Source organism: Nocardia sp. XZ_19_231 (assembly GCF_015355705.1).
Classification (GTDB): Bacteria; Actinomycetota; Actinomycetes; order Mycobacteriales; family Mycobacteriaceae; genus Nocardia; species Nocardia salmonicida.
In genome coordinates this window covers 316,340-340,680 of the sequence record NZ_JACUZI010000006.1, presented here as the reverse complement: position 1 = coordinate 340,680, position 24,341 = coordinate 316,340, and the positions used below count along the sequence as shown (strand labels likewise).

Sequence of the window (24,341 nt, the reverse complement as noted above, 5' to 3'; positions counted from 1 at the left end):
ACCGAAGATTCCGTCTTTTTTTGTCCTCGGGTAGGCGGGGAAAAAGCTGGTTGCCGCTCCCCTTAGGATTGGGACGTGACCAGCGCAGCCCCTGACAACTCGCGTAATCGTGCCGATGCCCTGCCCAAGAGCTGGAACCCCAGCGAGGTAGAGGCCGACCTGTACGAGGGCTGGGTAAACGCCGGGTACTTCGCCGCCGACGCCTCCTCCGGCAAGCCGCCGTACTCGATCGTGCTGCCGCCGCCGAACGTCACCGGCACCTTGCACATGGGCCACGCGCTCGACCACACGATCATGGACCTGCTCACCCGCCGCAAGCGGATGCAGGGCTACGAGGTGCTGTGGCTGCCGGGCATGGACCACGCGGGCATCGCCACGCAGACGGTGGTGGAGAAGCAGCTCGCCGTCGACGGGAAGTCCAAGGAGGACTTCGGGCGTGAGCTGTTCATCGACAAGGTGTGGGACTGGAAGCGCGAATCCGGCGGGCAGATCCAGGGACAGATGCGTCGCCTCGGTGACGGCGTCGACTGGAGCCGCGACCGCTTCACCATGGACGACGGCCTCTCGCGCGCCGTGCAGACGATCTTCAAGCGGCTCTACGACTCGGGCCTGATCTACCGCGCCGAGCGCCTGGTGAACTGGTCGCCGGTGCTGCAGACCGGTATCTCCGACCTCGAGGTGGATCACAAGGAGGTCGACGGCGAGCTCGTGAGCATGCGGTTCGGCTCGCTGAACGACGACGAGCCGCACGTCGTCGTGGCCACCACCCGCGTGGAGACGATGCTCGGTGACACCGCCGTCGCGGTCCACCCGGACGACGAGCGGTACAAGGCGCTCATCGGCACCACGCTCTATCACCCGATCACCGGCCGCCAGATCCCGATCGTCGCCGACGACTACGTCGACCCCGAATTCGGTTCCGGCGCAGTGAAGATCACCCCGGCGCACGACCCCAACGACTTCGAACTCGGCCTGCGCCACGGCCTGCCGATGCCGACGATCATGGACAAGTCCGGCCGGATCGCCGACAGCGGAACCGAATTCGACGGCATGGACCGCTTCGAGGCCCGCGTGAAGATCCGCGAGCGTCTCGAGGCCGAAGGTCGCATCGTCGGCCGCAAGTTCCCCTACAAGCACCAGGTCGGTCACTCGGAGCGCTCCGGCGAGCCGATCGAGCCGCGCCTGTCGATGCAGTGGTGGGTCAAGGTCGACACCCTGGCCAAGGCCGCAGGCGACGCCGTGCGCGAAGGCGATGTGAAGATCCACCCGGCCAGCCAGGAACCGCGCTGGTTCGACTGGGTCGACAACATGCACGACTGGTGCATCTCGCGGCAGCTGTGGTGGGGTCACCGCATCCCGATCTGGTACGGCCCCGAGGGCGAGATCGTGTGCCTGGGCCACGGGGAGGAGGCACCGGAGGGCTGGGTGCAGGACCCCGACGTGCTCGACACCTGGTTCTCCTCGGGTCTGTGGCCGTTCTCCACGATGGGCTGGCCGGACTCGACCCCCGAGCTGTCGAAGTTCTATCCCACCAGCGTGCTCGTCACCGGTTACGACATCCTGTTCTTCTGGGTGGCCCGGATGATGATGTTCGGCATGTACGTCAGCGACGATCCGGTGCTCACCGCCGGTAAGGGCGCCCAGAAGCAGGTCCCGTTCGAAGACGTGTTCCTGCACGGCCTGATCCGCGACCAGCACGGCAAGAAGATGTCGAAGTCGCGCGGCAACGGCATCGACCCGCTCGACTGGATCAACTCCTACGGCGCCGACGCCCTGCGCTTCACCCTGGCCCGCGGCGCCCAGCCCGGCGGCGATCTGTCCGTCGGCGACGCGCACGCGCTGGCCTCGCGCAGCTTCGTCACCAAGCTCTTCAACGCCACCAAGTTCGCGCTGATGAACGGCGCGCGCACCGGCGAGGTGCCCCCGCGCGAGACCCTCACCGACGCCGACCGCTGGATCATCGACCGGCTCGACGCGGTGCGCGCCGAGGTCGACACCGCCTTCGACGCCTACGAATTCGGTAAGGCCTGCGAGGCGCTCTACCACTTCGCGTGGGACGAGCTGTGCGACTGGTACCTGGAGCTTTCCAAGGTGCAGTTCGCCGAGTCCGACGCGCGCGCCGAGAGCACCGCGGTGGTGCTCGGCAGTGTGCTCGACGCGGTGCTCCGCCTGCTGCACCCGGTGATCCCGTTCGTCACCGAGACCCTGTGGAAGGCGCTCACCGGCGGCGAATCGTTGGTGATCGCCCCGTGGCCGCAGGCCGGCGGCATCGCGACCGATGAAGTCGCGGCCCAGCGCGTGGCCGATACGCAGCGGCTGATCACCGAGATCCGCCGGTTCCGCGGCGATCAGGGGTTGGCCGACAAGCAGAAGGTGAAGGCCACCCTCGTCGGGATCGACGAGGCCGGGCTCGGCGCGTTCGCCGACTCGGTGGCCAACCTGGCCCGTCTCACCGAACCGGGCGACGACTTCGCCACCACCGCCGAAGTGCAGGTCCGGCTGTCCGGCGCAACCGTCACCGTGCAGCTCGACACCTCCGGCGCGATCGACCTCGATGCCGAGCGTCGCAGGCTGGAGAAGGACCTCGCGGCCGCGCAGAAGGACCTCGACACCACCACGGCGAAACTCGGCAACGAGGCCTTCCTGGCCAAGGCGCCGCAGCCGGTGGTCGACAAGATCACCGGGCGACGTGATGTGGCCGCGGCCGAAGTCACGCGCATCGGCGCCCGCCTGGCGGAGCTGAGCGCCAAGTGAGCGACACGGGCCCCGGCGACCTCGACCCCGAAGACGCCGACTTCGGCGGCACCGACTACAGCGCGGCCCAGCTCAGCACCGGGCCGTCGCCGGTCGACCTCGCCGAGATGGCCCTGGTAGAGGCCGAACTCGACAAGCGCTGGCCCGAAACCAAGATCGAGCCGTCGCTCACCAGGATCGCCACCCTGATGGATCTGCTGGGTAACCCGCAGAACAACTATCCGGCGATCCACATCGCGGGCACCAACGGCAAGACCTCGGTGACCAGGATGATCGACGCCCTGCTCACCGCGCTGCACCGGCGCACCGGCCGGATCACCAGCCCACACCTGCAGCTGGCGACCGAGCGGATCAGCATCGACAACGCGCCGATCTCGCCGGCCGACTACGTGGCGACCTATCACGAGCTCGCGCCCTATATCGGCATGATCGACCAGCGCTCCGCCGAATCCGACGGCCCGGCGATGAGCAAGTTCGAGGTGCTCACCGGCATGGCCTACGCCGCGTTCGCCGAGGCGCCGGTCGACGTGGCCGTCGTGGAAACCGGCATGGGCGGCACCTGGGACGCCACCAACGTGATCGACGCGCAGGTCGCGGTGATCACCCCGATCGGCCTCGATCACACCGAATACCTCGGTCCCGACCTCGAGTCGATCGCCAAGGAGAAGGCCGGGATCATCAAGCGCGCTCCCGAGGCGCTGATCCCGACCGATACCGTCGCGGTCATCGCCGAGCAGGAGCCCGAGGTGATGGATGTGCTGCTGCGCCGGGCCGTGGCCGAGGACGCCGCGGTGGCCCGCGAGGGCGCGGAGTTCCGCGTGCTGGAACGGGGCGTCGCTGTCGGCGGACAGCTGCTCACCCTGCAGGGACTCGGCGGGGTCTACGACGAGATCTTCCTGCCGCTGCACGGCGAGCACCAGGCCCGCAACGCGGCGCTGGCGCTGGCCGCGGTGGAGGCGTTCTTCGGCGCGGGTGCGGATCGCCAGCTCGATATCGAGGCCGTGCGAACCGGTTTCGCGACAGTGTCGAGCCCGGGGCGGATGGAACGGATGCGCAACGCTCCGACCATCTTCGTCGACGCCGCCCACAACCCGGCGGGTGCGCAAGCGCTGGCCGCGACGCTCACCGGCGAGTTCGACTTCCGCAAGCTGGTCGGGGTGGTCGCGGTGCTCGCCGACAAGGACGCCGCCGGGATTCTCGACGCGCTCGAACCGGTCTTCGACGAAATCGTCGTCACCAGCAACGGTTCACCGCGGGCCATGGATGTGGACGCGCTGGCCGACCTGGCCGTGCAGCGCTTCGGCGACGAACGAGTGATCACCGCCGACATCCTGCCCGACGCGCTGGAGTCGGCGATCGCGCTGGCCGAGCAGGCGGGCGACGAGGGCGACGTGATCTCCGGCGCCGGCGTGGTGGTCACCGGGTCGGTCGTCACCGCGGGCGCCGCGCGCGCCCTGTTCGGAAAGGCTCCGGCGTGAGTGACATGAGTGCAGTGCCTCCTCCCGCCAACGATCCGTGGAAGGGTCTGCGCGGGGTCATGGCGGGGACGTTGATCCTCGAGGCGATCGTGGTCCTGCTGGCGCTGCCGGTGGTCGCCGATGTCGGCGGCGGCGTCACCTGGTTCTCCGGGACCTACCTCGTGGTGCTCTCGGTGCTGATGGTCCTGGGCGCGGGTGTGCAGCGTAAGCCGTGGGCGATCCCGTTCAACCTGGGTCTGCAGGTGTTGCTGCTCGCGGGCACGTTCATCCACCTGTCGATCGGCGTGATCGCGGTGGTGTTCATCGCGGTATGGGCGTTCATCCTCATCCTGCGCTCGGACGTTCAGCGCCGCATGGATGCCGGCCTACTCCCCAGTCAGCGAATGGGCACCAAGTCCTGACCGCTCGAGGGCCCGATCGGCGTGCTGACGCGGCCGACGCTAGGGTTACCCCGTGACTGAGCAGACGTTGGTACTCATCAAGCCGGACGGTGTCTCCCGTGGCCTCACCGGCGAGATCCTCGCGCGCATCGAGCGCAAGGGCCTCATTTTCCAGGCGCTGGAGCTGAAGAACGTGTCCGCGGAACTCGCGGCCGAGCACTACGCCGAACATGCCGAGCGGCCCTTCTTCGGCTCGCTCATCGAATTCATCACCTCCGGCCCGGTCGTCGCGGCCGTGCTCGAAGGCCCGCGCGCGATCGCGGCGTTCCGTCAGCTCGCCGGTGGCACCGACCCGGTGGAGAAGGCCGTGCCCGGAACCATCCGCGGCGACTTCGGCCTGGAGACCCAGTTCAACCTGGTCCACGGATCCGACTCGCCCGAGTCCGCCAAGCGCGAGATCGCCCTCTGGTTCCCCGAATTTCCCGTCTGACCCGCAGCGGTCGGTAGCGCAGTAAAGGTAGTAGGACACCCGGTCAGGCGGTATCGAACTCCGCTCGACCGGGTCGCCCTCGCTCGCTGGATCCGCCGGATGAACGACGGCCGCGAGCGGGGCGGAGTTCGCGTGAGTTGCGCCGATGGCGATCCCCGCGCGGACCGTATGGGATACTGACTATGGATGTGTTCGACGCCGACCTGTCGCGCAGGTACGTGACTCGGTGGCGGACATGACCGGATTGACACCGCGGTTGATGCCGATCATCGCTGCCACGGACGGCCCTGTTGCTGGGGTTGCCCGCACCGGCACGCTGGATGAGCGCTCGAAAGCGCGGTGCCACGCCGTACAGCCAGGCGCCGTGTGACCGGTTGGCGCGCCAGACGATCGATCAAGGTGCGACCGGACACGCGGGGCGAGACCAGATGACCCTCGTACCATCGGGTACGAGGTGCACGGACGATGCCCCCGCGTCGGCCGCGTCACTCCCGTACCGGGGAAGGACGCGCCCGGGGGCCCGAGGAGACTTTCGTGGCCGAAAAAGAGCCGCTGGACACAACACAACAGGATGCCGATCAATTGCCGGAGCGAATTCGAGTTCATGCACTGGCCAAACGGTTGGGAGTGACCAGCAAACGCATCCTGGCCAAACTGGCCGAATTGGGCGCCGAGGCGCGCAGCGTGCAATCCAACGTCGACCGCTCGGTCGCCGAAACGGTGCGCGACGCGATCGCCGCCGCTGACGCCGAACCCGGCGCCCCCGACGAATCAGCACCCGCACCCACGACGCGCGCGAAGAAGCGCGCCGCGTCCACACCCGTCGCCGAGCAGCCGGCCGACACTTCCGCGGCGCCCGCGTCGCTGTTCTCCGCGCCGCACGTCGCGCGCACCGACGAGGTGTTCGCCGCGATGCGCGACGACGCGCACACCGATCTGTTCACCCACCGGGTGTCCGAGAACCCCGCGCAGGCCGAGCCGGTCACCTTCGAGGCGCCCGCCTCGGTGGGCATGCCGCTGTTCCTCCCGCCGGACGCCACCGCCGCCGAGGAGGCCCGCAAGCGCCGTCGCGCCGAGCGGACCCCCAAGAAGACCGAAGAGCCCGCCGCGCCGCCGGTCGACGAGCAGCCCGTCGCGCCGAAGGCCGAGGAGCCCGAAGCCGAGGTCGACGACGAGTCCGCCGATCAGTCCGGTGACCACGACGCCGACGGCCAGCCGCGCCGCCGTCGCCGTGGCCGCCGTGGCCGTGGTCGCGGTCGTGGCGAGCAGTCCGCCGACGGCGAGGACAACGAGTCCGACGCCGATGACGACGACACCGACGAGGCCGAGCAGCCGGCCGAGCAGGTCGGCGCCGAGGCCGAGCAGGCCGACGACACCGAATCCGAGACCGATGACGAAGACGGATCCTCCGATGGCGCGAGCCGTCGTCGCCGTCGTCGTCGCCGCCGCAAGGTCGGTGGTGAGTCCGGCGACGCCGAGGCGGCCACCGAAGACGATCCGCCGAACACCGTCGTGCACGAGCGCGAACCCCGCAACAAGCGGCGGGAACGTTCCAGCGCGAACAACCCCGACGAAGTGCAGGGCATCTCCGGCTCCACCCGCCTGGAGGCCAAGCGTCAGCGCCGCCGTGACGGCCGGGAAGCCGGGCGTCGCCGTCCGCCGATCCTGACCGAGTCGGAGTTCCTGGCCCGCCGCGAGGCGGTCGACCGGGTGATGGTCGTGCGCGAGAAGGCGTTCGACCCCGCCGAACACGCGCCGGGCCACCAGACCACCACCCAGGTGGCGGTCCTGGAGGACAACATCCTCGTCGAGCACTTCGTGACCAGTTCCGGTCAGGCGTCGATGGTGGGCAATGTCTACCTCGGCAAGGTGCAGAACGTGCTGCCCAGCATGGAGGCGGCGTTCATCGACATCGGCCGCGGCCGCAACGGTGTGCTCTACGCCGGTGAGGTGAACTGGGAGGCCGCCGGTCTCGGTGGTCGCGAGCGCAAGATCGAGCAGGCGCTCAAGCCCGGCGATCAGGTGCTGGTGCAGGTGTCCAAGGACCCGGTCGGCCACAAGGGCGCCCGCCTGACCACCCAGATCTCGCTCGCCGGTCGCTTCCTGGTGTATGTGCCCGGTGGCACGTCGACCGGGATCAGCCGCAAGCTGCCCGACACCGAGCGCAAGCGTCTCAAGGAGATTCTGCGCGAGATCGTCCCGTCCGACGCCGGTGTGATCATCCGGACCGCGTCCGAGGGCGTCAGCGAGCCCGAGCTGGCTCGCGACGTCGAGCGGCTGCAGGCTGCCTGGCGCACCATCGAAGAGGCCGCCGCCAAGGAGACCAACGCACCGAAGGCGCTCTACGAAGAGCCCGACATGCTGGTCAAGGTCATCCGCGACCTGTTCAACGAGGACTTCGTCAAGCTGGTCATCGAGGGTGAGCGCGCGTGGAGCACCGTCGAGACCTACGTTCGCACCGTCGCACCCGACCTGCTGGCGCGGGTCAATCGGCACGAGAACAACGGCGTCGACGTGTTCGACGCCTACCGGATCGACGAGCAGCTGGCCAAGGCGCTCGATCGCAAGGTGTGGCTGCCCTCGGGCGGCACCCTGGTGATCGACCGCACCGAGGCGATGACCGTCGTCGACGTCAACACCGGCAAGTTCACCGGCTCGGGCTCGTCGAACCTCGAAGAGACCGTCACCAAGAACAACCTGGAAGCGGCCGAAGAGATCGTGCGCCAGATGCGGCTGCGCGATATCGGCGGCATGATCGTCGTCGACTTCATCGACATGGTCCTCGAATCCAACCGTGACCTGGTGCTGCGTCGTCTCACCGAGGCACTCGGACGCGACCGCACCCGTCACCAGGTATCGGAGGTCACCTCGCTGGGCCTGGTCCAGATGACCCGCAAGAAGCTGGGCACCGGACTGGTCGAGGCGTTCTCCACCACCTGCGAGCACTGCCACGGTCGCGGCATTCTCGTGCACTCCTACCCGGTGGATTCCGGGTCCGGTGTCGAGGAGCCGCGGGCGAAGGAGAGCGGTTCGCGCCGTCGCCGCGGCAAGGATCGCGACAAGCCGGCCACCGCCACCGCCGCACCGGCGACCAACGGCACCGCACCGGTTGCCGAACACGCCGAAGAGGACATCGCGGTCAAGCGTGCCCACCCGGTCGTGCTCGCGATGGCAGGTCATCACGACGACGAGCACGGCGACGAGCACACCGAGGCCGTCGAGGAAGCGCCCGCAGAGCCGACCAGGTCGCGCTCGCGTTCGCGGTCGCGCCGGGCGGGTCGTGGTGCCGCTGCCGCGAACACCGAGCAGAGCACCGAGGGTCCGCTCACCGGGGTCATCTCCGGCGAGGCAGAACCCGAGGCCGCCGAGGTCGAGGAGGAAGCGGTGATCCCGGCGCCCGCCGAGGCCGCCGCCGAAACCCCGGTCGTCGAGACCCCGCAGCCCGAACCGGCCGCGGTCGTCGAGACGCCGCAGCCCGAACCGGCTCCGGTCGCCGAGGAACCCGCACCGCGGGCACCTCGTAGGCGTCGCGTGGCCCGGTCGACGGCGGCGCCCGCACCGGACAGCGCGGGAGCCGTGTTCGTCCTGTCGGCGAACGAACAGCCGCCCGCAGCGGCTGTCGTGGACTTCGCCGCGGAGCCCGTCGTCGTCCCGGAACGCAAGCCGCGCCGGCGCGCCGTGGGTCGTCCCGCGGGCGCTCCGGCCGCCGAATCGAAGTAACCCGACGCTTGCGTGCGCGGATCGCTCCGCGCACGCAAGCCCTCGATTCGGGCCCTGACCGGCCGAATTGGGGGAGTGGATACCGCTCTGGTAACCTAGGTCGGTCGCTGTCCAGTGATTGAGCATCTGGCCGAACAGGCCGGGTGTATACCGCAGGCAGCAAACGTTCTTCCCCCGCTCTGCGGGGATGAGCCCAGTAATACGCGTCGCAGCTGCGGCGTGGACATGTGCAGGACCAATGTGAGTGGAGGAAGCCGACCGATGGCAGCGTACGCAATCGTCAAGACCGGCGGAAAGCAGTACAAGGTCGCGGTCGGTGACCTGGTGAAGGTCGAGAAGATCGAGGGTCCCGTCGGCACCGCCGTGGCGCTGACCCCGGTTCTCGTCGTCGACGGCACCGATCTGACCACCGACGCCGACAAGCTGGCCAAGATCTCCGTGGCCGCTGAGGTCATCGACCAGACCAAGGGCCCGAAGATCCGGATCCACAAGTTCAAGAACAAGACCGGCTACCACAAGCGCCAGGGTCACCGTCAGCCGCTGACGGTCATCAAGGTCACCGGCATCAAGTAAGAATTTTCCCGAGGAGACGAAGCAATGGCACATAAGAAGGGCGCATCCAGCTCCCGGAACGGCCGCGATTCGAACGCCCAGCGCCTCGGCGTGAAGCGTTTCGGCGGCCAGAAGGTCAGCGCGGGCGAGATCCTGGTCCGCCAGCGTGGAACCCACTTCCACCCGGGCGTGAACGTCGGCCGTGGTGGCGACGACACGCTGTTCGCCCTCGAGGCGGGCGCGGTCGAGTTCGGCACCAAGCGTGGCCGCAAGACCGTCAACATCGTCGTACCGGAGCCGGTCCAGGCCTGACCGCCTGGAGCTTCGCTCCCCACAGACACCAGAGCGGGTCAGGGTTGATTCCCTGACCCGCTCTTTGGTGCACAAGGAGGATGATCAATCCATGTCCAAATTCATCGACCGCGTCGTGCTGCATGTTCGTGCCGGTAGAGGTGGACACGGTTGCGCCTCGGTGCATCGTGAGAAATTCAAGCCGCTCGGCGGGCCCGACGGTGGCAACGGCGGCAGCGGTGGCGACGTGATCCTAGAGGTCGACGCCAACGTCCACACCCTGCTCGATTTCCACTTCCACCCCAACGCCAAGGCAGGCAACGGCAAGCCGGGCGAGGGCAGCAACCGGGAGGGCAAGAACGGCGCCGATCTGGTGCTGCAGGTCCCCGACGGCACGGTCGTCGTCGATGACGACGGCAAGGTGGTCTGCGACCTCGTCGGCGCGGGCAACCGATTCATCATCGCCCGTGGCGGCCGCGGTGGCCTCGGCAACGCCTCGCTGGCGTCCAAGGCCCGCAAGGCGCCCGGTTTCGCGCTGCTCGGTGAAGAGGGCGACGAGGTAGATGTCGTTCTCGAGCTGAAGTCGGTCGCCGACGTCGGACTGGTCGGCTTCCCGTCCGCGGGCAAGTCGTCGCTGGTCTCGGTGCTGTCCGCGGCAAAGCCGAAGATCGCCGATTATCCGTTCACCACGCTGGTTCCCAACCTGGGCGTCGTGCTGTCCGGTGACACGACCTTCACCATCGCTGACGTGCCCGGCCTGATCCCCGGCGCCAGCGAAGGCCGCGGCCTCGGCCTGGACTTCCTGCGCCACATCGAACGCTGCGCGGTGCTCGCCCACGTCGTCGACTGTGCGACCCTGGAACCCGGCCGCGACCCGGTCTCCGACGTCGACGCGCTCGAAGCGGAGCTCGCCGCCTACAAGCCCGCTTTGTCCGGTGACGCCAGCCTCGGCGATCTGGCCGACCGCCCGCGCGTGGTGATCCTCAACAAGACCGACGTGCCCGATGCGGCCGAGCTGGCCGAAATGGTGTCCGCCGAGTTCGCCGAACGTGGCTGGCCGGTGTTCGAGATCTCCGCCGTGAGCCGCGCGGGCCTGCGCCCGTTGACCTTCGCGCTGGCCGACATGGTTCGTCAGTATCGCGAGGATCACCCCAAGGCCGCGCCCAAGCGCACCATCATCCGCCCGATCGCGACCGACGAGACCGGTTTCAGCGTCATCGCCGACCCGGAGGAGGCGGGTGGTTTCATCGTGCGTGGCACTCGCCCCGAGCGCTGGATCCGGCAGACCGACTTCAACAACGACGAGGCCGTCGGCTACCTGGCCGACCGGTTGGCTCGCCTCGGTGTCGAAGCCGAGCTGGTCAAGCAGGGCGCGCAGCCGGGTTGCCCGGTCACCATCGCCGGGGTCACCTTCGAATGGGAGCCGATGATCTCGGCGGGTGTCGATATGCAGCCGACCGGCCGCGGTACCGATCTCCGGCTCGAGACCAACGACCGTATCGGTGCGGCCGAGCGCAAGCTCGCCTCGCAGGCACGGCGCGGTCTGCTCGACGAAAACGGTGAACGAAAAGAGTGAGAGTGGTCGCGTTCGGCGAAATTCGCTGTCGCACACGACCATTGGATCGGCATACTGCGATGGGTTGGCGAGGTAGCTCGGTGATCACGGTGCAGGGAGTTGGACGATGCAGGTGGATTCGGAGCTGAGTCAGGGGCGCGCGGCGATCGTGTCGGCGCGCACCGTCGTGGTGAAGATCGGTTCGTCGGCATTGACCAGCCTCGAAGGCGGGCTCGATACCGATCGACTCGATCTGCTGGCCGACGCGGTCGAAGCGCGGATGCGGGCAGGGTCGGACGTGGTGGTCGTGTCCTCGGGCGCGATCGGTGCGGGACTCGCACCGCTGGGCCTGTCGAAGCGGCCCAAGGACCTGGCGACCAAGCAGGCCGCGGCCAGCGTCGGCCAGTTGGCCCTCGCCCACGCCTGGGGTACCTCGTTCGCCCGCTACGACCGCACCGTCGGCCAGATCCTTCTCTCCGCCGACGATTTCGCCCGTCGCGAGCATCACCGCAACGCCCAGCGCACCCTCGACCGGTTGCGTTCGCTCGGCGCGATCGCGGTGGTGAACGAGAACGACACCGTCGCCACCGAGGAGATCCGCTTCGGCGACAACGACCGCCTGGCCGCTCTGGTGGCGCACCTGGTGGGTGCCGAAGCGCTGATCCTGCTGTCGGATGTGGCCGGCCTCTACGACGGTGACCCGCGCAAGGGCGACGCCAACTTCATCCCCGAGGTGCGCGGCAGCGCCGACCTCGACGGCGTCATCGCGGGCAGCGGTGGCGCGCTCGGCACCGGCGGCATGGCTTCCAAGCTCTCCGCCGCCCGCCTGGCCGCCGACGCGGGCATCCCCGTCCTACTGGCCTCGGCCGCCGACGCCTCGTCCGCGCTCACCGACGGCCTGGTGGGTACCGCATTCGCCGCGCGCCCGATCCGCCTGTCCGGCCGCAAGTTCTGGGTCCGTCACGCCGCCGACCCCCGTGGCGCGGTGATGCTCGACGCGGGTGCGGTGGCCGCGGTGGCGCAACGCCATTCGCTGCTGGCGGCAGGCATCACCGGCATTCGCGGCCGCTTCTTCGGCGGCGATGTGGTCGATCTGGTCGGCCCCGATGACGAGGTCATCGCCCGCGGTGTCATCGAATACGACAGCACCGAACTCATCACCATGCTCGGTCGCTCCACCACCGAACTTCCCGACACCATGCAGCGCCCCGTCATCCACGCCGACGACCTCGTCAAGGTCTGATCCGCACCGACGACATCGTCGGCGATCGGTGGCCGCGTTCGAGGGGCACTTGCCGCATATCCCGATCGGGTCGTGCCGATGCCGCGGTGTGCGATCGGCACCGCGTGGCCGCATACCGAGCTCGCCGAAGGCCGTACGGCGTCACCTGCCGATTCGCGGTTGTGCATGGTGCGTCGGCCAGATGGCAGACCGACGAACTACCGCCGTGGTGGGACCACTCCCGGCTGCGCGGTGTCGGTAGGTGGTGCGGGCTGGACAGGTTCGGGCGGGCCCTCGGTCCCGGGAACCGGTCCGGTGACGCCGGGCTGACCACCGGGGTCGGACATGTCGGGCATACCTGGCAGCGGAAGTGGTTGTGGCGCTTGGCGACCGGGTGGGGCAGGGGAGGCCGGTTGCTCCGAGGTCGGCGGGGGCACGTTCGGCTGCGCGGGCGGCGCCGGGGCTTGCGGCTGCGGCGTCGACTCGGTGACAGGCGGCTGCGGGGACGGCGAGACCGGCGGTGGCGCAGGGGTTTCCGTCGTCGGCGGAGCCTCCACAGTCGGTGGCTTCGGGGAAGGCGGATTCGAATCCTGCTGTGTCGGTAGCTGGTTCGGTTGTGAAGGCGGGGGTGTGGGTGTCTCGCTGGGCGAACTCGTCGGCGGAGTGGTCGGGGCCTGGCTCTGTGGAGCGGGCGGTTCGCTGGACGGTGCGGGTGGTTCGGGTGCTGGCGCTTCGGTGGGCGGAGCGGGCGTTTCCGAAGGCGGCACGGGCGATTGGGTAGATGGCTCGCTCGGGGGCGCGGGCGCTTCGGAAGTGGGTGCGGGCGCTTCGGTGGGCGGTGCGGGCGGCTCGGTAGTGGGTGCGGGCGCTTCGGTGGGCGGTGCGGGCGCTTCGCTGGTGGGTGCGGGCGCTTGGGTAGATGGCGCGGGCGGCTCGGTGGTGGGAGCAGGTGTGTCCGGTGTCGGGGACGGTGGAGTAGAGCCCTGAGGTGCAGGGCTTTCCGTCGGTGCCGGAGTCCGGTCTGTAGGTTCTTCGCCCGGCGTCACAGTGGTGCCGGGCGCTGGGGTCTCAGTGGATTCGGGGTCCTGCGGCGATTCCGGCGAATTGCCTTGTGGTGCCGAGGGACTCGCGCCAGGACTCGGCGTCGACCCGTTGCCTTGCGAGTGCGAGCCCCCTCGACTCGACGGCGCTTCCGACTCCCCGGGCGCGATGGGCAATGCTGGAACACCTGTTCCGGCAAGCGAATACGCCGGCTTGTAGATCATGTTCATCGCCAGCACCGCTTCCTGGCGCAGCGCCTCGGCCGCCATCTGCGCGTCGATCACCTGCGCGGACTCGAGCAGACGGGCGATCGCCCCGATCGGACCCGAACCGCCCGGCGCGACAACGGCCAGCTTCACGGCTTCGGCGGCCGCGGCGACACCACCGAGGCGGGCGCCGACTTCGGCCATCACCACAGCGAGTTCGTCGATGGAGGCGGCGAAGCTGCGGGTGCTCGCGGCGGCGGCATCGGCGGCGGTTCCGGTCCAGCCGGTTTCGTTGATCACCCGGTCGGCGCCGGATTTGGTCAGCGGCATCGAGGTGGTGAGCGTAGCGGCGGTCTCCAGCCAGGTCATCGATGCGCCGAGGATGGCACCGGCGTCGATCTGCTGGGCGCGCGCGTAGATCTGTTCGTGCGGTATGGATTCGAAATGTTCCATCGCACTGATGTAGGTGGGGTCGGTGCTCATCCGCGCACCCTCGTATCGACGGCGCGCAGGGCGGCGGCCGCGGCGGCGTCGGCTTCCTCGTAGAGGCCCGCGCTGAGCAGGAACGCCTCTTTCATCCGGTAGGCCGCCTCGATGTAGCGGTCGAGCAGTTCGGCGGCGTCACGTGCCTTGTGCGCGAAGCCCGCCTGTAACTGTTGCGCGGAGACGAACCCGCCGAAACCCTCTGCCTCAGCGGCATTCTCGAGCCCGTGACGCAACTGGGCGAGATGCTCGGCCTGCTGTTCGTAGAGGTCGGCGCACCGACGTGCGGCATCGGGATCGAATGTGAGTGTCCCCGCCGCGGCGGCACTGCGGAACCGGGAGATCTCGGCTCTGCTGCTCTCGATCGTCATCGCGTCTCCCCTCCAGATGATGCGGTGGAGTCCAGATTAGCCGGACCTTCTGCTGTGTGAACTGTGCGCAGGCACCAACCTTCGCTGTAACTGTGCCGCGAGTTGCCCAGTTGACGCAGGCACCACGTGCACGGTCTCGCCCGCTCGCAGCAGGTAGCGACCATCGTTGGCCACATCGATCCAGCTGTAGTGCACCGGCGGACTCGGCGTCGGACGGTCGAGCCCGGTTTCGATGCGGATGTGGCCCTCGGCGGTGTGCGGCCTGCGCAGTAATCGCTGGATGCGCGGCACGGCGGGATGGGTGGCGAGCACCGCTTCCTCGTCGCGCACAGCGTCGGTCGCGGCCTCGCGCGCGGGTTCACGACCGGGCGGAGTATCGGGCAGACAGGCCGCGACGCGCGCGCCGATCCCTGCGGTATGCCCGATCGAGACACGCACGCTGCCACCGTAATCGGGCCGGGTACTCGGATCCTGCACCACCAGTACCGCGTGGTCGTAGACCGCGCAGGCGAGCAGCCGGATTTCGCTGCCGGGAGTATGGGCGCCGCCCACCAGCACGACCCTGACGTGCGGTTCGGCGATGATCCGCAGGCAGGCGGCCAGGTCGGGGTCGCCCCCGGGTAGTCGGTCGCGCAGTCCCACGCGCAATCGGGCCGCGTCGTTCTCGGTGTGCGGTGACTCGAGCACGCGCAGCGGAAACGGCATGCGGTCCTGACCCGATTCCCGCCAGACGTGCGCGAATTCGTCAGCGGTGAAGGTCCATCCCATTGCCGATCCCATCCTTACCGAACCAGGACGAGGGACAGCCTAACCCGCGGTCTCCGATTCCGGCGTGCCGATCAGGTCTGAGTACCTCAGTAACCCCGCGCGGCGTCGATGATCGCCTCCAACGGCTCACCCGCGACGAATCGCGACACATTCGCGCCGACATGATCGGCGAACGCCGCCAACCGCAGCTGCGGTGGGTTCGAATCGTGGGGGGTGATGATCGCGTTCGGCAGAGTCCACAGCGGGTGCCCGTCGGGCAGCGGTTCCGGGTCGGTGACGTCGAGTCCGGCGCCACCGATCAATCCGCCGGTGAGCGCGTCGACCAGCGCGTCGGTGTCGATCAGGCTGCCCCGGGCCACATTGATCACCCACGACGACGGCTTGAGCCGGGCCAGTTCGTCCGCGCCGATGAGGTGGCGGGTCTGCGCCGTCGCCGGTGCCGCGACCACCACATGATCGGTATGCGACCACACCCGCGCGAGCTGATCGGTGGACACCGTCTCGACATCGGCGGGAATGCCATGACCGGTCACCGGGCGTCCCGACCGGTTCACCGCGATCACATGGGCGCCCAGCGGCGCCAGCATCGGGATCAACGCGCGCCCGATCCCGCCCGCGCCGACGATCGTCACGGTCTTGCCGCGCAACGATCCGACGTGTGGGAAGAACTCGCGTTGCTGCCACGAGGTCGCGCGCAACTGCTCGGGCAGATACCGCACCCCGGCCAGCAACATCATCAGCGCGTGCTCGGCGACACTGTGCGAGAACGCCCCGGCCGCGGAGGTGAACAGCACATCGGGGTGCGCGGTGAACACGCCGGCGTGGAAGAAGTCCTCGATCCCCGCGGCGGGCAACTGCGCCCAGCGCACCGACGAGGGCAGGGTCGTCGGAAAGTCGCCGGGTTTGCCGGTCCAGATCAGTGCGTCGGCCTCCGCGAGCTCACCGACCCGAGCACCCGCCCCGACTACCGCTTTCTCGAGCAAGCGCGGCGCCGGCTGGTCCGGGGCGATCGCGATCGTGGTCGCGGAATCCTGCACTGAAGCCTCCTGGGTCGATCGGCTGTCTGCGCCGCACTACGCGGCTCGAGCGCTGTCATCGGCACCGCGCACGGTGACCGGACTCTGATTCTTCCTCGTCGCTGTCGACGGCGCAGCCGCACCCTCCCCGTGCGCGGACGGTTCACGATTCGTCGAGGTCGACGGGCTCTTCCACGCCGTGCCGATCGGCCAGTTCCAGCAGGGGCGCGATGTCGAAGACGGCCTGGTCCATGTCGGCCTGCAGATCGCCGAGCTCGGCGTATCGGGCGGGCACGGTCTGGATGGTGAAGTCGCGCGGGGTGATGTCGTCGATCTCGCTCCAGCGAACCGGGGTCGACACGGTCGCCTCCGGAACGCCCCGCACGGAGTAGGCCGCGGCGATGGTGTGGTCGCGTGCATTCTGGTTGTAGTCGACGAACAGCTGCGCGGGATCGCGGTCTTTGCGCCACCAGGCCGTCGTCACATCCTCGGGCGCGCGCCGCTGCACCTCCTGCGCGAACGCGAGCGCCGCCCTTCGGACCTGCCCGAACCCGTACTCCGGCGCGATCCGCACATACACGTGCAGCCCGGACCCACCGGAGGTCTTCGGCCAGCCGACGGCCCCGAGCTCATCGAGTACCTCGTGCACCACCCCGGCCACCCGCTGCACCCGTGACCACGGGCAGTCCGGCATCGGATCGAGGTCGATGCGCCATTCGTCGGGTGACTCGGTATCGGAAGCCCGCGAATTCCACGGATGGAACTCCACCGTGGACATCTGCACCGCCCAGATCACGTCCGCGAGCTCGCGCACGCACAGTTCGTCGGCATGCCTGCCGTAGCGCGGGAAGTGCACGCGCACCGTCGAAATCCAGTCCGGCGCACCCGCGGGCACCCGCTTCTGATGCACCTTTCCGCCAGGGAGACCTTTGGGGAATCGGTGCAGCATGCAGGGCCGATCCCGCAAGGCGTTGACGATCCCGTCCCCGACGCTCAGGTAGTACTGCGCCAGGTCGAGCTTGGTCACGCCGAGCTCGGGAAAGTACACCCGGTCGGGATTGCTGACCCGCACCGTGTGCTCACCCACCGAGAGTTCGATCGCGGGCGCCGCAGACTTGGCCACCCGCCCAACGATAGACGAGCAGGCCCGCTCCCGACGGGGAGCGGACCTGCGTCGCGTGGTGCGTCGGACGGCTCGCTGTCAGCGGCTGTGCTCCGTCGGCGGCGTGTAGTAGCTCTCGGCGTAGGAGTGCTCCGCCCAGCGCGACTTCGTGTCCTCGTCGCTGTCACCACCGTGGCCGGGCCACCACGCACGGCGCCCGAGCAGCGCGGTCACCGCGGGAGTGAAGAACAGTGCCATGACGAACGCGGCGATCGCGATGCCCACCGAGATGGCGAAGCCCATCTGCGACAGGGTGCTGTTGCCCGCCAACATCATCGAGGCGAACGTGCCGGCCAGGATGAGACCGGCCGCGGCCACCGTCGGCCCCGTGTGGCGCACGGCCAGCGCCGCCGCTTCCCGTGGTGTGTGCCCCTCGCGAGCTTCTTCCCGCAAGCGGGCGACCATGAGGATGTTGTAGTCGGTGCCCAGCGCGACGACGAACAGGTACATGATCACCGGCAGCGTGAAGATCAGGCCGTTCTCACCCTGGATCTGCTGGAACACCAGCACCGTCGCACCCAGCGTCGCGGCGAAGCCGAGGAACACCGAGGCCATCAGGTACCAGGGAGCGACGAGACTGCGCAGCAGCAGCGCCAGTACGAGCATGATCAGGATCGCGGCCACCGGGAAAACGATCGCGTAGTCGTGGTTCATCGCCTCCTTGAAATCCACGAACACCGCGGTCATGCCGCCGACCGCCGCCGTGGCTCCCTCGGGCGCTGCCTGATGCGCGACCTCACGCAGCGGACCGGCCACCGTGTCGAGTGCGGCGTCGGATTCCGGTGTGTCGGTGAGCGTCACCTGGAAACTCGCGATGGTCCGATCCGGCGACAGCTGCGCCTGCCCGACCTGCCCGACGCCCTCGACCTGGGTCAATGCCGTCCGGTAGGTCGTGAGCTGATCATCGCTCAGCGGCCCGCCGGGCGAGTGCAGCAGCACATCGGAGGGCTGGGTGGCGCCCGCGGGCATGCCCTCCAGCAGCTCGGCGGTGAAGACCACCGATTCGGAGGCGTCGGAGGTGGACCCCGAGCTCAGATCGAAGGTCGGGTTGAAGCCGATCGCGAACACCCCGAGCGCCACCAGCACGCCGCCGGAGGCGAGGGCGAACACGCCGGGTCTCCTGCCCATCGCCGCACCGATCGCGCCGAACCGGGCGCCCCGCGGCTCGACCTGCCAGGCTTTCGACGGCCAGAACACCTTGGTACCCAGCAGCGAGACGATCGCGGGCACCAGCGTGAGGCCTGCCAGCAGCGCCACCGCGACCGCGATCGCCAGCGCCGGACCCAGCGCCCGGAACATCCCGAGGCTCGACAGCGTCAGTGCCATGAACGCGATGATCACGGCGGCCGCCGCCGAGGTGATGGCCTCACCGACGCGGGCCACGGCATTGACCATCGCGGTCTTCGGATCGTCGCCTGCCCGCAGTCGTTCTCGGTAGCGGAACATCAGGAACAGGATGTAATCCGTCCCGACACCGAACAGCACGACCAGCAGGATCGCGCTGATCGAGGTGTCGATATCGAGGTCGAATGCCTTGGCGGCCATCGCGATCAGGCCGCTGACGGTGCTCGAGATCGCACCGATGGTGATCACCGGCAGCAAGGCGATGACCGGGCTGCGGAAGATGATCAGCAGCAACACCAGGATCAGGACGATCGTGGCGATGCCGATGATCGCCATGCCCTTCTCACCCTCCTCGGTCTGATCGAGGGTCTGTGCCGCCGTTCCGGTGATGCCTGCCTTCAACCCGGTGTCACGCACCTGTTCCCGCAACTGCTCGCGCAGGCTCTTCACCGCCTCGCCCTGTGTCTTGTCGGCGGCATCGGTCAGCTTGGTCATCTGCACCGCGATGACCTGGACCAGACGGTTCTCCGACGGTGGCGTCACCTGAATGCCGTTGACGCCCTTGATATTGCGTGCAGTGAGTGCGTCGGCGGTCGCGGTGACCGCGGCCGAGTCGCCTTCGGTCAGCGCCGCGCCGTCCGCGCGGACCACCACGATGAGGGCGGCCGGCGCGGCGTACTGCGGAAATGCCTGCTCCTGCAACTTCATCGCCTGGATCGACTCGTAATGCGAAGGCAGGAACTCGGATTGGTCGGTGGTCGCGGTGAGCGTCGGGGCCGTCGACAACACGGCGACGATCGCGAGTACCCACAGGCCGATCACTTTCCAGGGATGGTGAACGACGACGCGTCCCAGTCTGGCGAACATGGTGGTAGGTCCTTTCCTGGCCTGCTGGTCAGACGTCGAGGTCGTGGTTCAGCGGGTGCTGGGCGCGGTCGACGATCATCAGGTGGACCTTCGGCGAGACGAGCGGGCGCAGTGCGTCGAGCGAATCGACCACCTCGGTGGTGTAGTCGCCCCAGCTCTGCTCGCCCTTGCCGAGGATCGAGCGCCAGTCCTTCCAATCCTGGGTCCAGTCGCCGAGCTCGTTGTAGTCCGACCACGCGGAGGTCTGCTTGTGCACCAGGTAGTTGCCCTTGCGGGTGAGGTAGACCCGGACGGTGTCGATGGCCTTGCGGGTTACCCGGCGTGATTCGCCGACCTGTCGGCCGGTGAAGCGCTGGGTGCGGCCACCGCCGGGGCCGACCTTGACGATGATCGGGGCGAACCCGTCGGCGTCCGGTTCGGTGGTGTTCAGCTCGGTTGTCGTGGGGTGGGGCTCGGTGGTCATCGATCGCTCCGATTCGATAATGCAGTGCGCATATGGGCATGGGTGTACGAGCGGCGTGCCCCTTGTTTCGGGCCGTCGTCGTGGGTCTGTATCGGTGATACGTGGATTCCGTCTGACTCACTATAAGTAGATGTATACGTATAGATCAAGAGGCAAAAAAAGTCCGCACGGATCACCTCCGTGCGGACTGCTCCGTGCGGGGCCGAACTACAGCTCGTAGACCCCGAACGCCCGGTTCTGGATGCACATCGGCATCACATGAACTCGCTCGGTCCATTCGAATCTGGCTGCCGCCTCGACGGTTTCGCGTTCCGCGATGCACACGCTCGCGGTACCGGGCATGGTCAGCGGGTTGAGCACGGCCAACGGGATGCCGGCGTGAACGCCGCTGTAGAGGCCGCCACTGAAGCACAACGGCGTGATGGCGATGCCACGGATGGCGCTCTCGCGGTCGGCGGCGGCCTGGGCGCCGGGGACGCCGACGCAGTCGAGGGGGTTCTCGTTCGACGCCTGGGCGGGAACGGTCAAGAGGGTGAATCCGGCCGCACAGCCCGCGGCAACGGCCATCAGGGTTCGAGCAAATGTGGTCCTGGTCATAGGCGCATTCAAGCACCGGAGATGGTGGGCGCCCACAATCTGGGCGGCGTGTTGGACTTTTGGCGTGGGGGTCGGGTCAGGTGGGGGTTGCCAGGGCGAAGGGGAGGACCGCGTCGGCGCCACTGGTGCGTAGGGCGTGGGCGGCGACGGTCATGGTCCAGCCGGTATCGGTGAGGGTGTCCACGAGCAGGATCGGCCCGTCGACCCCGGAGAGGTCGGGGACCTCCCACGAGTCGAACAGCCCGGCTACTCGATGGGCGGAGTTCGCCGCGGACACCGGGGGTCGATCAGGTCTGATGTGCAGGGTGCCGAGGTTGTCGAGTTTGCCGATCTGGGCCAGGCGCGCGGCAAGGCTGGTGGTGAGCTGGGGGTAGCGGGGGGATTCCAGGGCCAGCACCGAGGTGGGGCGGGTGGTCCAGGTCCAGTCGCGGAGCACGGCGATGCAGGCGTCGAAGACCGCGTCGGGGACCGGTGCGTCGGGGGCGTCGAGCAGGGCGCGTAAACGCATGCCCCAGCCGAGGTCGGTGAGTCGGCCGAGTACGCGGCCGGTTTCGGTGCCACCGGAGATCTTGCCCGACAACGGGATTCCCAATTTCGCCATGCCGCTGGGCCACTGCTTGCGGGGTGCGAGGTCGAGGCCGGGTCGGTCGAGGCGGGCTCGGGTGGCGGCGATCGCGGCGTCGTCGACGGTGGTGTCGGCGCGGGTGCCGGTGCAGTTGTCGCAGCGGCCGCAATCGAGCTCTGCTGTGGACAGCCCGGCCAGGCCGGGGTCGTCGAGTTGGCGGCGCAGGAAGGTCATCCGGCAGGTAGACGTCGACTGGTAGTCGATCATCGCCTGTTGTTCGGCGTCGCGTGCCGCGGCCAAACCCTCGTAGCGCTCGGTGTCGTAGGTCCAGTCCTGGCCGGTCGAGAGCCACCCGCCGCGCACCCGCCGCACGGCACCGTCGACATCGAGCACCTTCAGCACCATCTCGAGCCGCGATCGGTTCAACTCGACGAGCGGTTCGAGCGCCACCGTCGACATCGCCCTGTCGGTGTCCAGCGCGGCGAGCACCGAACGCACGATGTGCTCACGCGGGAAGGCCACGGACGCGAAGTAACTCCAGATCCGCGCGTCCTCGGGGCCGGGCAGCAGGACGACCTCGGCGCGCTCGGTGCCGCGGCCCGCACGACCGACCTGCTGGTAGTACGCGATCGGCGAGGACGGGGCCCCGACGTGCACGACGAAACCGAGATCGGGCTTGTCGAAGCCCATCCCGAGCGCTGACGTCGCGATCAACGCTTTGACCTCGTTGTTCAGCAGGGCGGCTTCGAGCAGCTCACGTTCGGCGGGGTCGGTCTGGCCGGTGTAGGCGGCGACGGTGTGGCCGTGTGAATTCAGCAGGTCGGCCAGATCGTTGGCCGCGGCGACGGTGAGGCAGTAGATGATGCCGGAGCCCGGCATCCGATTGAGCTGTTCACCGAGCCACGCTGTGCGCTGCACCGCGTCGTCGAACCGCACCACCGACAGGTGCAGCGACTCGCGATCCAGCGTGCCGCGCAACACCAGCGTGTCGGTGCCGATCTGTCCGGCCACATCGGTGACCACCCGGTCGTTGGCGGTCGCGGTGGTCGCCAGCACCGGCACATCGGATCCCAGGTCGGCGATCAGCGTGCGAATGCGGCGGTAATCGGGCCGGAAGTCGTGCCCCCAGTCCGACACACAGTGCGCCTCGTCGATGACGACCAGCCCGGCGTCGGCGGCCAGACGCGGCAGTACTTGATCGCGAAAGTCCGGATTGTTCAACCGTTCCGGACTCACCAACAACACATCGACCTCGCCGTCGGCCACTCGCTGATGGATCTCGTCCCACTCGGTGACATTGCCCGAGTTGATCGTGGCCGCCACAACCCCGGCCCGCTCGGCGGCCGCCACCTGGTTGCGCATCAACGCCAGCAGCGGCGACACGATCACCGTCGGCCCGCGTCCCGCCCCCCGCAACAGCTTGGCCGCGATGAAATACACCGCCGACTTTCCCCACCCGGTCCGCTGCACCACCAGCGCCCGCCTACGCTGCACCACCAGCGCTTCGATCGCGATCCACTGATCCTCCCGCAACCGCGCGTCGGGCCCGGCGAGCTGACGCAGCAGCTCTTCGGCTCGTTCGCGCAGGTCAGGAGCCGTCAGGTCGAGCACATCGTTGCCTGCGGGTGAGGTCATGTGCCTATCGTGCCGCACCCCTCCGACAGGTTCGATCGGCAACACAGACAGGGGGCCGTCGTCTGTGTTGCCGCCGACCGCTCGGCTCGATCCTGCAGATCATCATCGCCGCGCTGCTGCTTCTGGTGGTGAGCGACGAGGAATCACCCCTTGACGCACAGCACCTGACGCAGCGTCGCCACCACATCGACCAGATCGGCCTGTGCCGCGATCACCTGATCGATGTCCTTGTACGCGGCCGGGATCTCATCGACCACGCCCGCGTCCTTCCGCGATTCCACGCCCTCGGTCTGCGCGACCAGATCGGCGACCGTGAACTGCCTCTTGGCGGCCGACCGGCTCAACCGTCGCCCCGCACCGTGCGAGGCCGACTGGAACGACGCGGGATTCCCCTTGCCCCGCACCACATACGACCGCGTGCCCATCGACCCCGGAATCAACGCGAGTTCGCCGGATCCGGCCCGCACCGCACCCTTACGGGTCACCAGCATCGGCACACCGTCGATGATCTCCTCGGCCACATAGTTGTGGTGACAGGAGATGGGCTCGTCGAAACGCACGTCCCGTCCGGCGAATTCGTCACGCACCGCCCGGCACACCAGCGACAGCATCACCGCGCGATTGCGCGCGGCGTATTCCTGAGCCCAGGTGAGGTCACGCCGGTAGGCGTCCATCTCTGCGGTTCCGGACACGAAGACGGCCAGATCCCGATCCGGCAGCGACTGGTTGTGCGGCAGCGCACGCGCAACCGCCATGTGCCGCTCGGCAAGTTCCTTGCCGATATTGCGCGAACCGGAGTGCAGCAGAATCCAGACGGCATCGTCGGTGTCGAGGCAGACTTCGATAAAATGATTGCCGCCGCCGAGCGAGCCGATCTGCTTGTGCGCCTTGGACTCCAACTGGGAGACCCCGGGATGCAGCTCGCCGAACGAGCGCCAGAACCGCTCCCAGCCGTTGGCGCGCAACGCGGCCTGCCCGTGCGAACCCGCGAGCTCGGCACCGAGCTTCGTCACGTTCACGGCATCCTTGTGCGCCTGGAAGCCGACAGGGACCGCCTGCTCGATCCGGCTGCGCAGTGACCGCAGATCGTCCGGGAGATCGGCGGCGGTGAGATCGGTCTTCACGCTCTCCATCCCGCACCCGATATCGACGCCGACCGCGGCGGGCGCGACCGCACCACGCATCGCGATGACCGAACCCACCGTCGCGCCTTTACCGAGGTGCACATCGGGCATCACGCGCAGCCCGTGCACCCACTCCAGATTCGCGATATTGCGGAGCTGGCGCAGTGCTGACTGCTCGATCTCGTGCTCGTTGGCCCACATGAGCGTCTGCGCTCGCGTACCGCGCAGCTCGACGGGAAACATGGTCGGTCCTCTCC

At 68.4% G+C, this 24,341-nt stretch carries 19 protein-coding genes; 9 read left to right on the top strand and 10 right to left on the bottom strand.

The genetic code is table 11. The annotated features are described in order from the left end of the window. The first annotated feature begins 75 nt into the window (after nucleotides 1–75). The 9 genes from IBJ82_RS26735 (at nucleotide 76) to proB (ending at nucleotide 12,463) form a co-directional block, all read left to right on the top strand. Nucleotides 76–2,754 (top strand): valine--tRNA ligase, encoded by a 2,679-nt coding sequence (locus IBJ82_RS26735; protein ID WP_194828730.1) that lies wholly within the window; start codon nucleotides 76–78, stop codon nucleotides 2,752–2,754. A gap of 107 nt (nucleotides 2,755–2,861) precedes the next feature. Continuing rightward, nucleotides 2,862–4,232: a folylpolyglutamate synthase/dihydrofolate synthase family protein gene (locus IBJ82_RS26730; protein ID WP_194828790.1), complete on the top strand. Its 1,371-nt coding sequence runs from the start codon at nucleotides 2,862–2,864 to the stop codon at nucleotides 4,230–4,232. Nucleotides 4,233–4,237: 5 nt separating this feature from the next. Beyond that, complete coding sequence (locus IBJ82_RS26725; protein WP_194828789.1) at nucleotides 4,238–4,633, top strand: DUF4233 domain-containing protein; 396 nt, start codon at nucleotides 4,238–4,240, stop codon at nucleotides 4,631–4,633. A gap of 52 nt (nucleotides 4,634–4,685) precedes the next feature. Beyond that, on the top strand, nucleotides 4,686–5,102 hold the full coding sequence (gene ndk / locus IBJ82_RS26720; RefSeq protein ID WP_194828729.1) for a nucleoside-diphosphate kinase: 417 nt from the start codon (nucleotides 4,686–4,688) through the stop codon (nucleotides 5,100–5,102). A 534-nt stretch (nucleotides 5,103–5,636) separates the two neighbouring features. Then, a complete protein-coding gene (locus IBJ82_RS26715) occupies nucleotides 5,637–8,822 on the top strand; it encodes a translation initiation factor IF-2 N-terminal domain-containing protein (protein ID WP_370585492.1) in 3,186 nt (1,061 codons plus the stop codon). A gap of 261 nt (nucleotides 8,823–9,083) precedes the next feature. Further along, the gene (gene rplU / locus IBJ82_RS26710) at nucleotides 9,084–9,395 is read left to right on the top strand and encodes a 50S ribosomal protein L21 (RefSeq protein ID WP_194828727.1); all 312 of its coding nucleotides are present in this window, start codon (nucleotides 9,084–9,086) and stop codon (nucleotides 9,393–9,395) included. A gap of 24 nt (nucleotides 9,396–9,419) precedes the next feature. Continuing rightward, the gene (rpmA, locus tag IBJ82_RS26705; protein ID WP_056821498.1) at nucleotides 9,420–9,686 is read left to right on the top strand and encodes a 50S ribosomal protein L27; all 267 of its coding nucleotides are present in this window, start codon (nucleotides 9,420–9,422) and stop codon (nucleotides 9,684–9,686) included. Nucleotides 9,687–9,777: 91 nt separating this feature from the next. Further along, complete coding sequence (obgE, locus tag IBJ82_RS26700; protein ID WP_062985264.1) at nucleotides 9,778–11,241, top strand: GTPase ObgE; 1,464 nt, start codon at nucleotides 9,778–9,780, stop codon at nucleotides 11,239–11,241. Nucleotides 11,242–11,347: 106 nt separating this feature from the next. Then, nucleotides 11,348–12,463, top strand: a complete 1,116-nt coding sequence (gene proB, locus IBJ82_RS26695) for a glutamate 5-kinase (protein WP_194828726.1) — start codon at nucleotides 11,348–11,350, stop codon at nucleotides 12,461–12,463. A 197-nt stretch (nucleotides 12,464–12,660) separates the two neighbouring features. On the opposite strand, the gene IBJ82_RS35215 is transcribed toward proB, so the two are convergent. The 10 genes from IBJ82_RS35215 to IBJ82_RS26645 form a co-directional block, all read right to left on the bottom strand. Further along, nucleotides 12,661–14,172, bottom strand: a complete 1,512-nt coding sequence (locus IBJ82_RS35215; RefSeq protein ID WP_194828725.1) for a hypothetical protein — start codon at nucleotides 14,170–14,172, stop codon at nucleotides 12,661–12,663. After that, entirely contained in the window at nucleotides 14,169–14,543 is a 375-nt protein-coding gene (locus tag IBJ82_RS26685; protein WP_194828724.1) for a hypothetical protein, read from the bottom strand. Before IBJ82_RS26685 ends, IBJ82_RS35215 begins: the two co-directional genes overlap by 4 nt. A gap of 36 nt (nucleotides 14,544–14,579) precedes the next feature. Next, entirely contained in the window at nucleotides 14,580–15,311 is a 732-nt protein-coding gene (locus IBJ82_RS26680; RefSeq protein WP_194828723.1) for an ESX secretion-associated protein EspG, read from the bottom strand. Nucleotides 15,312–15,397: 86 nt separating this feature from the next. Beyond that, nucleotides 15,398–16,348 (bottom strand): D-isomer specific 2-hydroxyacid dehydrogenase family protein, encoded by a 951-nt coding sequence (locus tag IBJ82_RS26675; RefSeq protein ID WP_194828722.1) that lies wholly within the window; start codon nucleotides 16,346–16,348, stop codon nucleotides 15,398–15,400. Between the two features lie 142 nt (nucleotides 16,349–16,490). Continuing rightward, a complete protein-coding gene (gene ligD / locus IBJ82_RS26670; RefSeq protein WP_194828721.1) occupies nucleotides 16,491–17,450 on the bottom strand; it encodes a non-homologous end-joining DNA ligase in 960 nt (319 codons plus the stop codon). A gap of 78 nt (nucleotides 17,451–17,528) precedes the next feature. Continuing rightward, complete coding sequence (locus IBJ82_RS26665) at nucleotides 17,529–19,700, bottom strand: MMPL family transporter (protein ID WP_194828720.1); 2,172 nt, start codon at nucleotides 19,698–19,700, stop codon at nucleotides 17,529–17,531. A 28-nt stretch (nucleotides 19,701–19,728) separates the two neighbouring features. Continuing rightward, complete coding sequence (locus IBJ82_RS26660) at nucleotides 19,729–20,163, bottom strand: EXLDI protein (RefSeq protein WP_194828719.1); 435 nt, start codon at nucleotides 20,161–20,163, stop codon at nucleotides 19,729–19,731. A gap of 207 nt (nucleotides 20,164–20,370) precedes the next feature. Next, nucleotides 20,371–20,760 (bottom strand): hypothetical protein, encoded by a 390-nt coding sequence (locus tag IBJ82_RS26655; RefSeq protein ID WP_228537686.1) that lies wholly within the window; start codon nucleotides 20,758–20,760, stop codon nucleotides 20,371–20,373. Nucleotides 20,761–20,836: 76 nt separating this feature from the next. Further along, nucleotides 20,837–22,960, bottom strand: a complete 2,124-nt coding sequence (locus IBJ82_RS26650) for an ATP-dependent DNA helicase RecQ (RefSeq protein WP_194828718.1) — start codon at nucleotides 22,958–22,960, stop codon at nucleotides 20,837–20,839. Between the two features lie 143 nt (nucleotides 22,961–23,103). Next, nucleotides 23,104–24,327, bottom strand: a complete 1,224-nt coding sequence (locus IBJ82_RS26645) for an RtcB family protein (RefSeq protein WP_194828717.1) — start codon at nucleotides 24,325–24,327, stop codon at nucleotides 23,104–23,106. Nucleotides 24,328–24,341 lie beyond the last annotated feature (14 nt).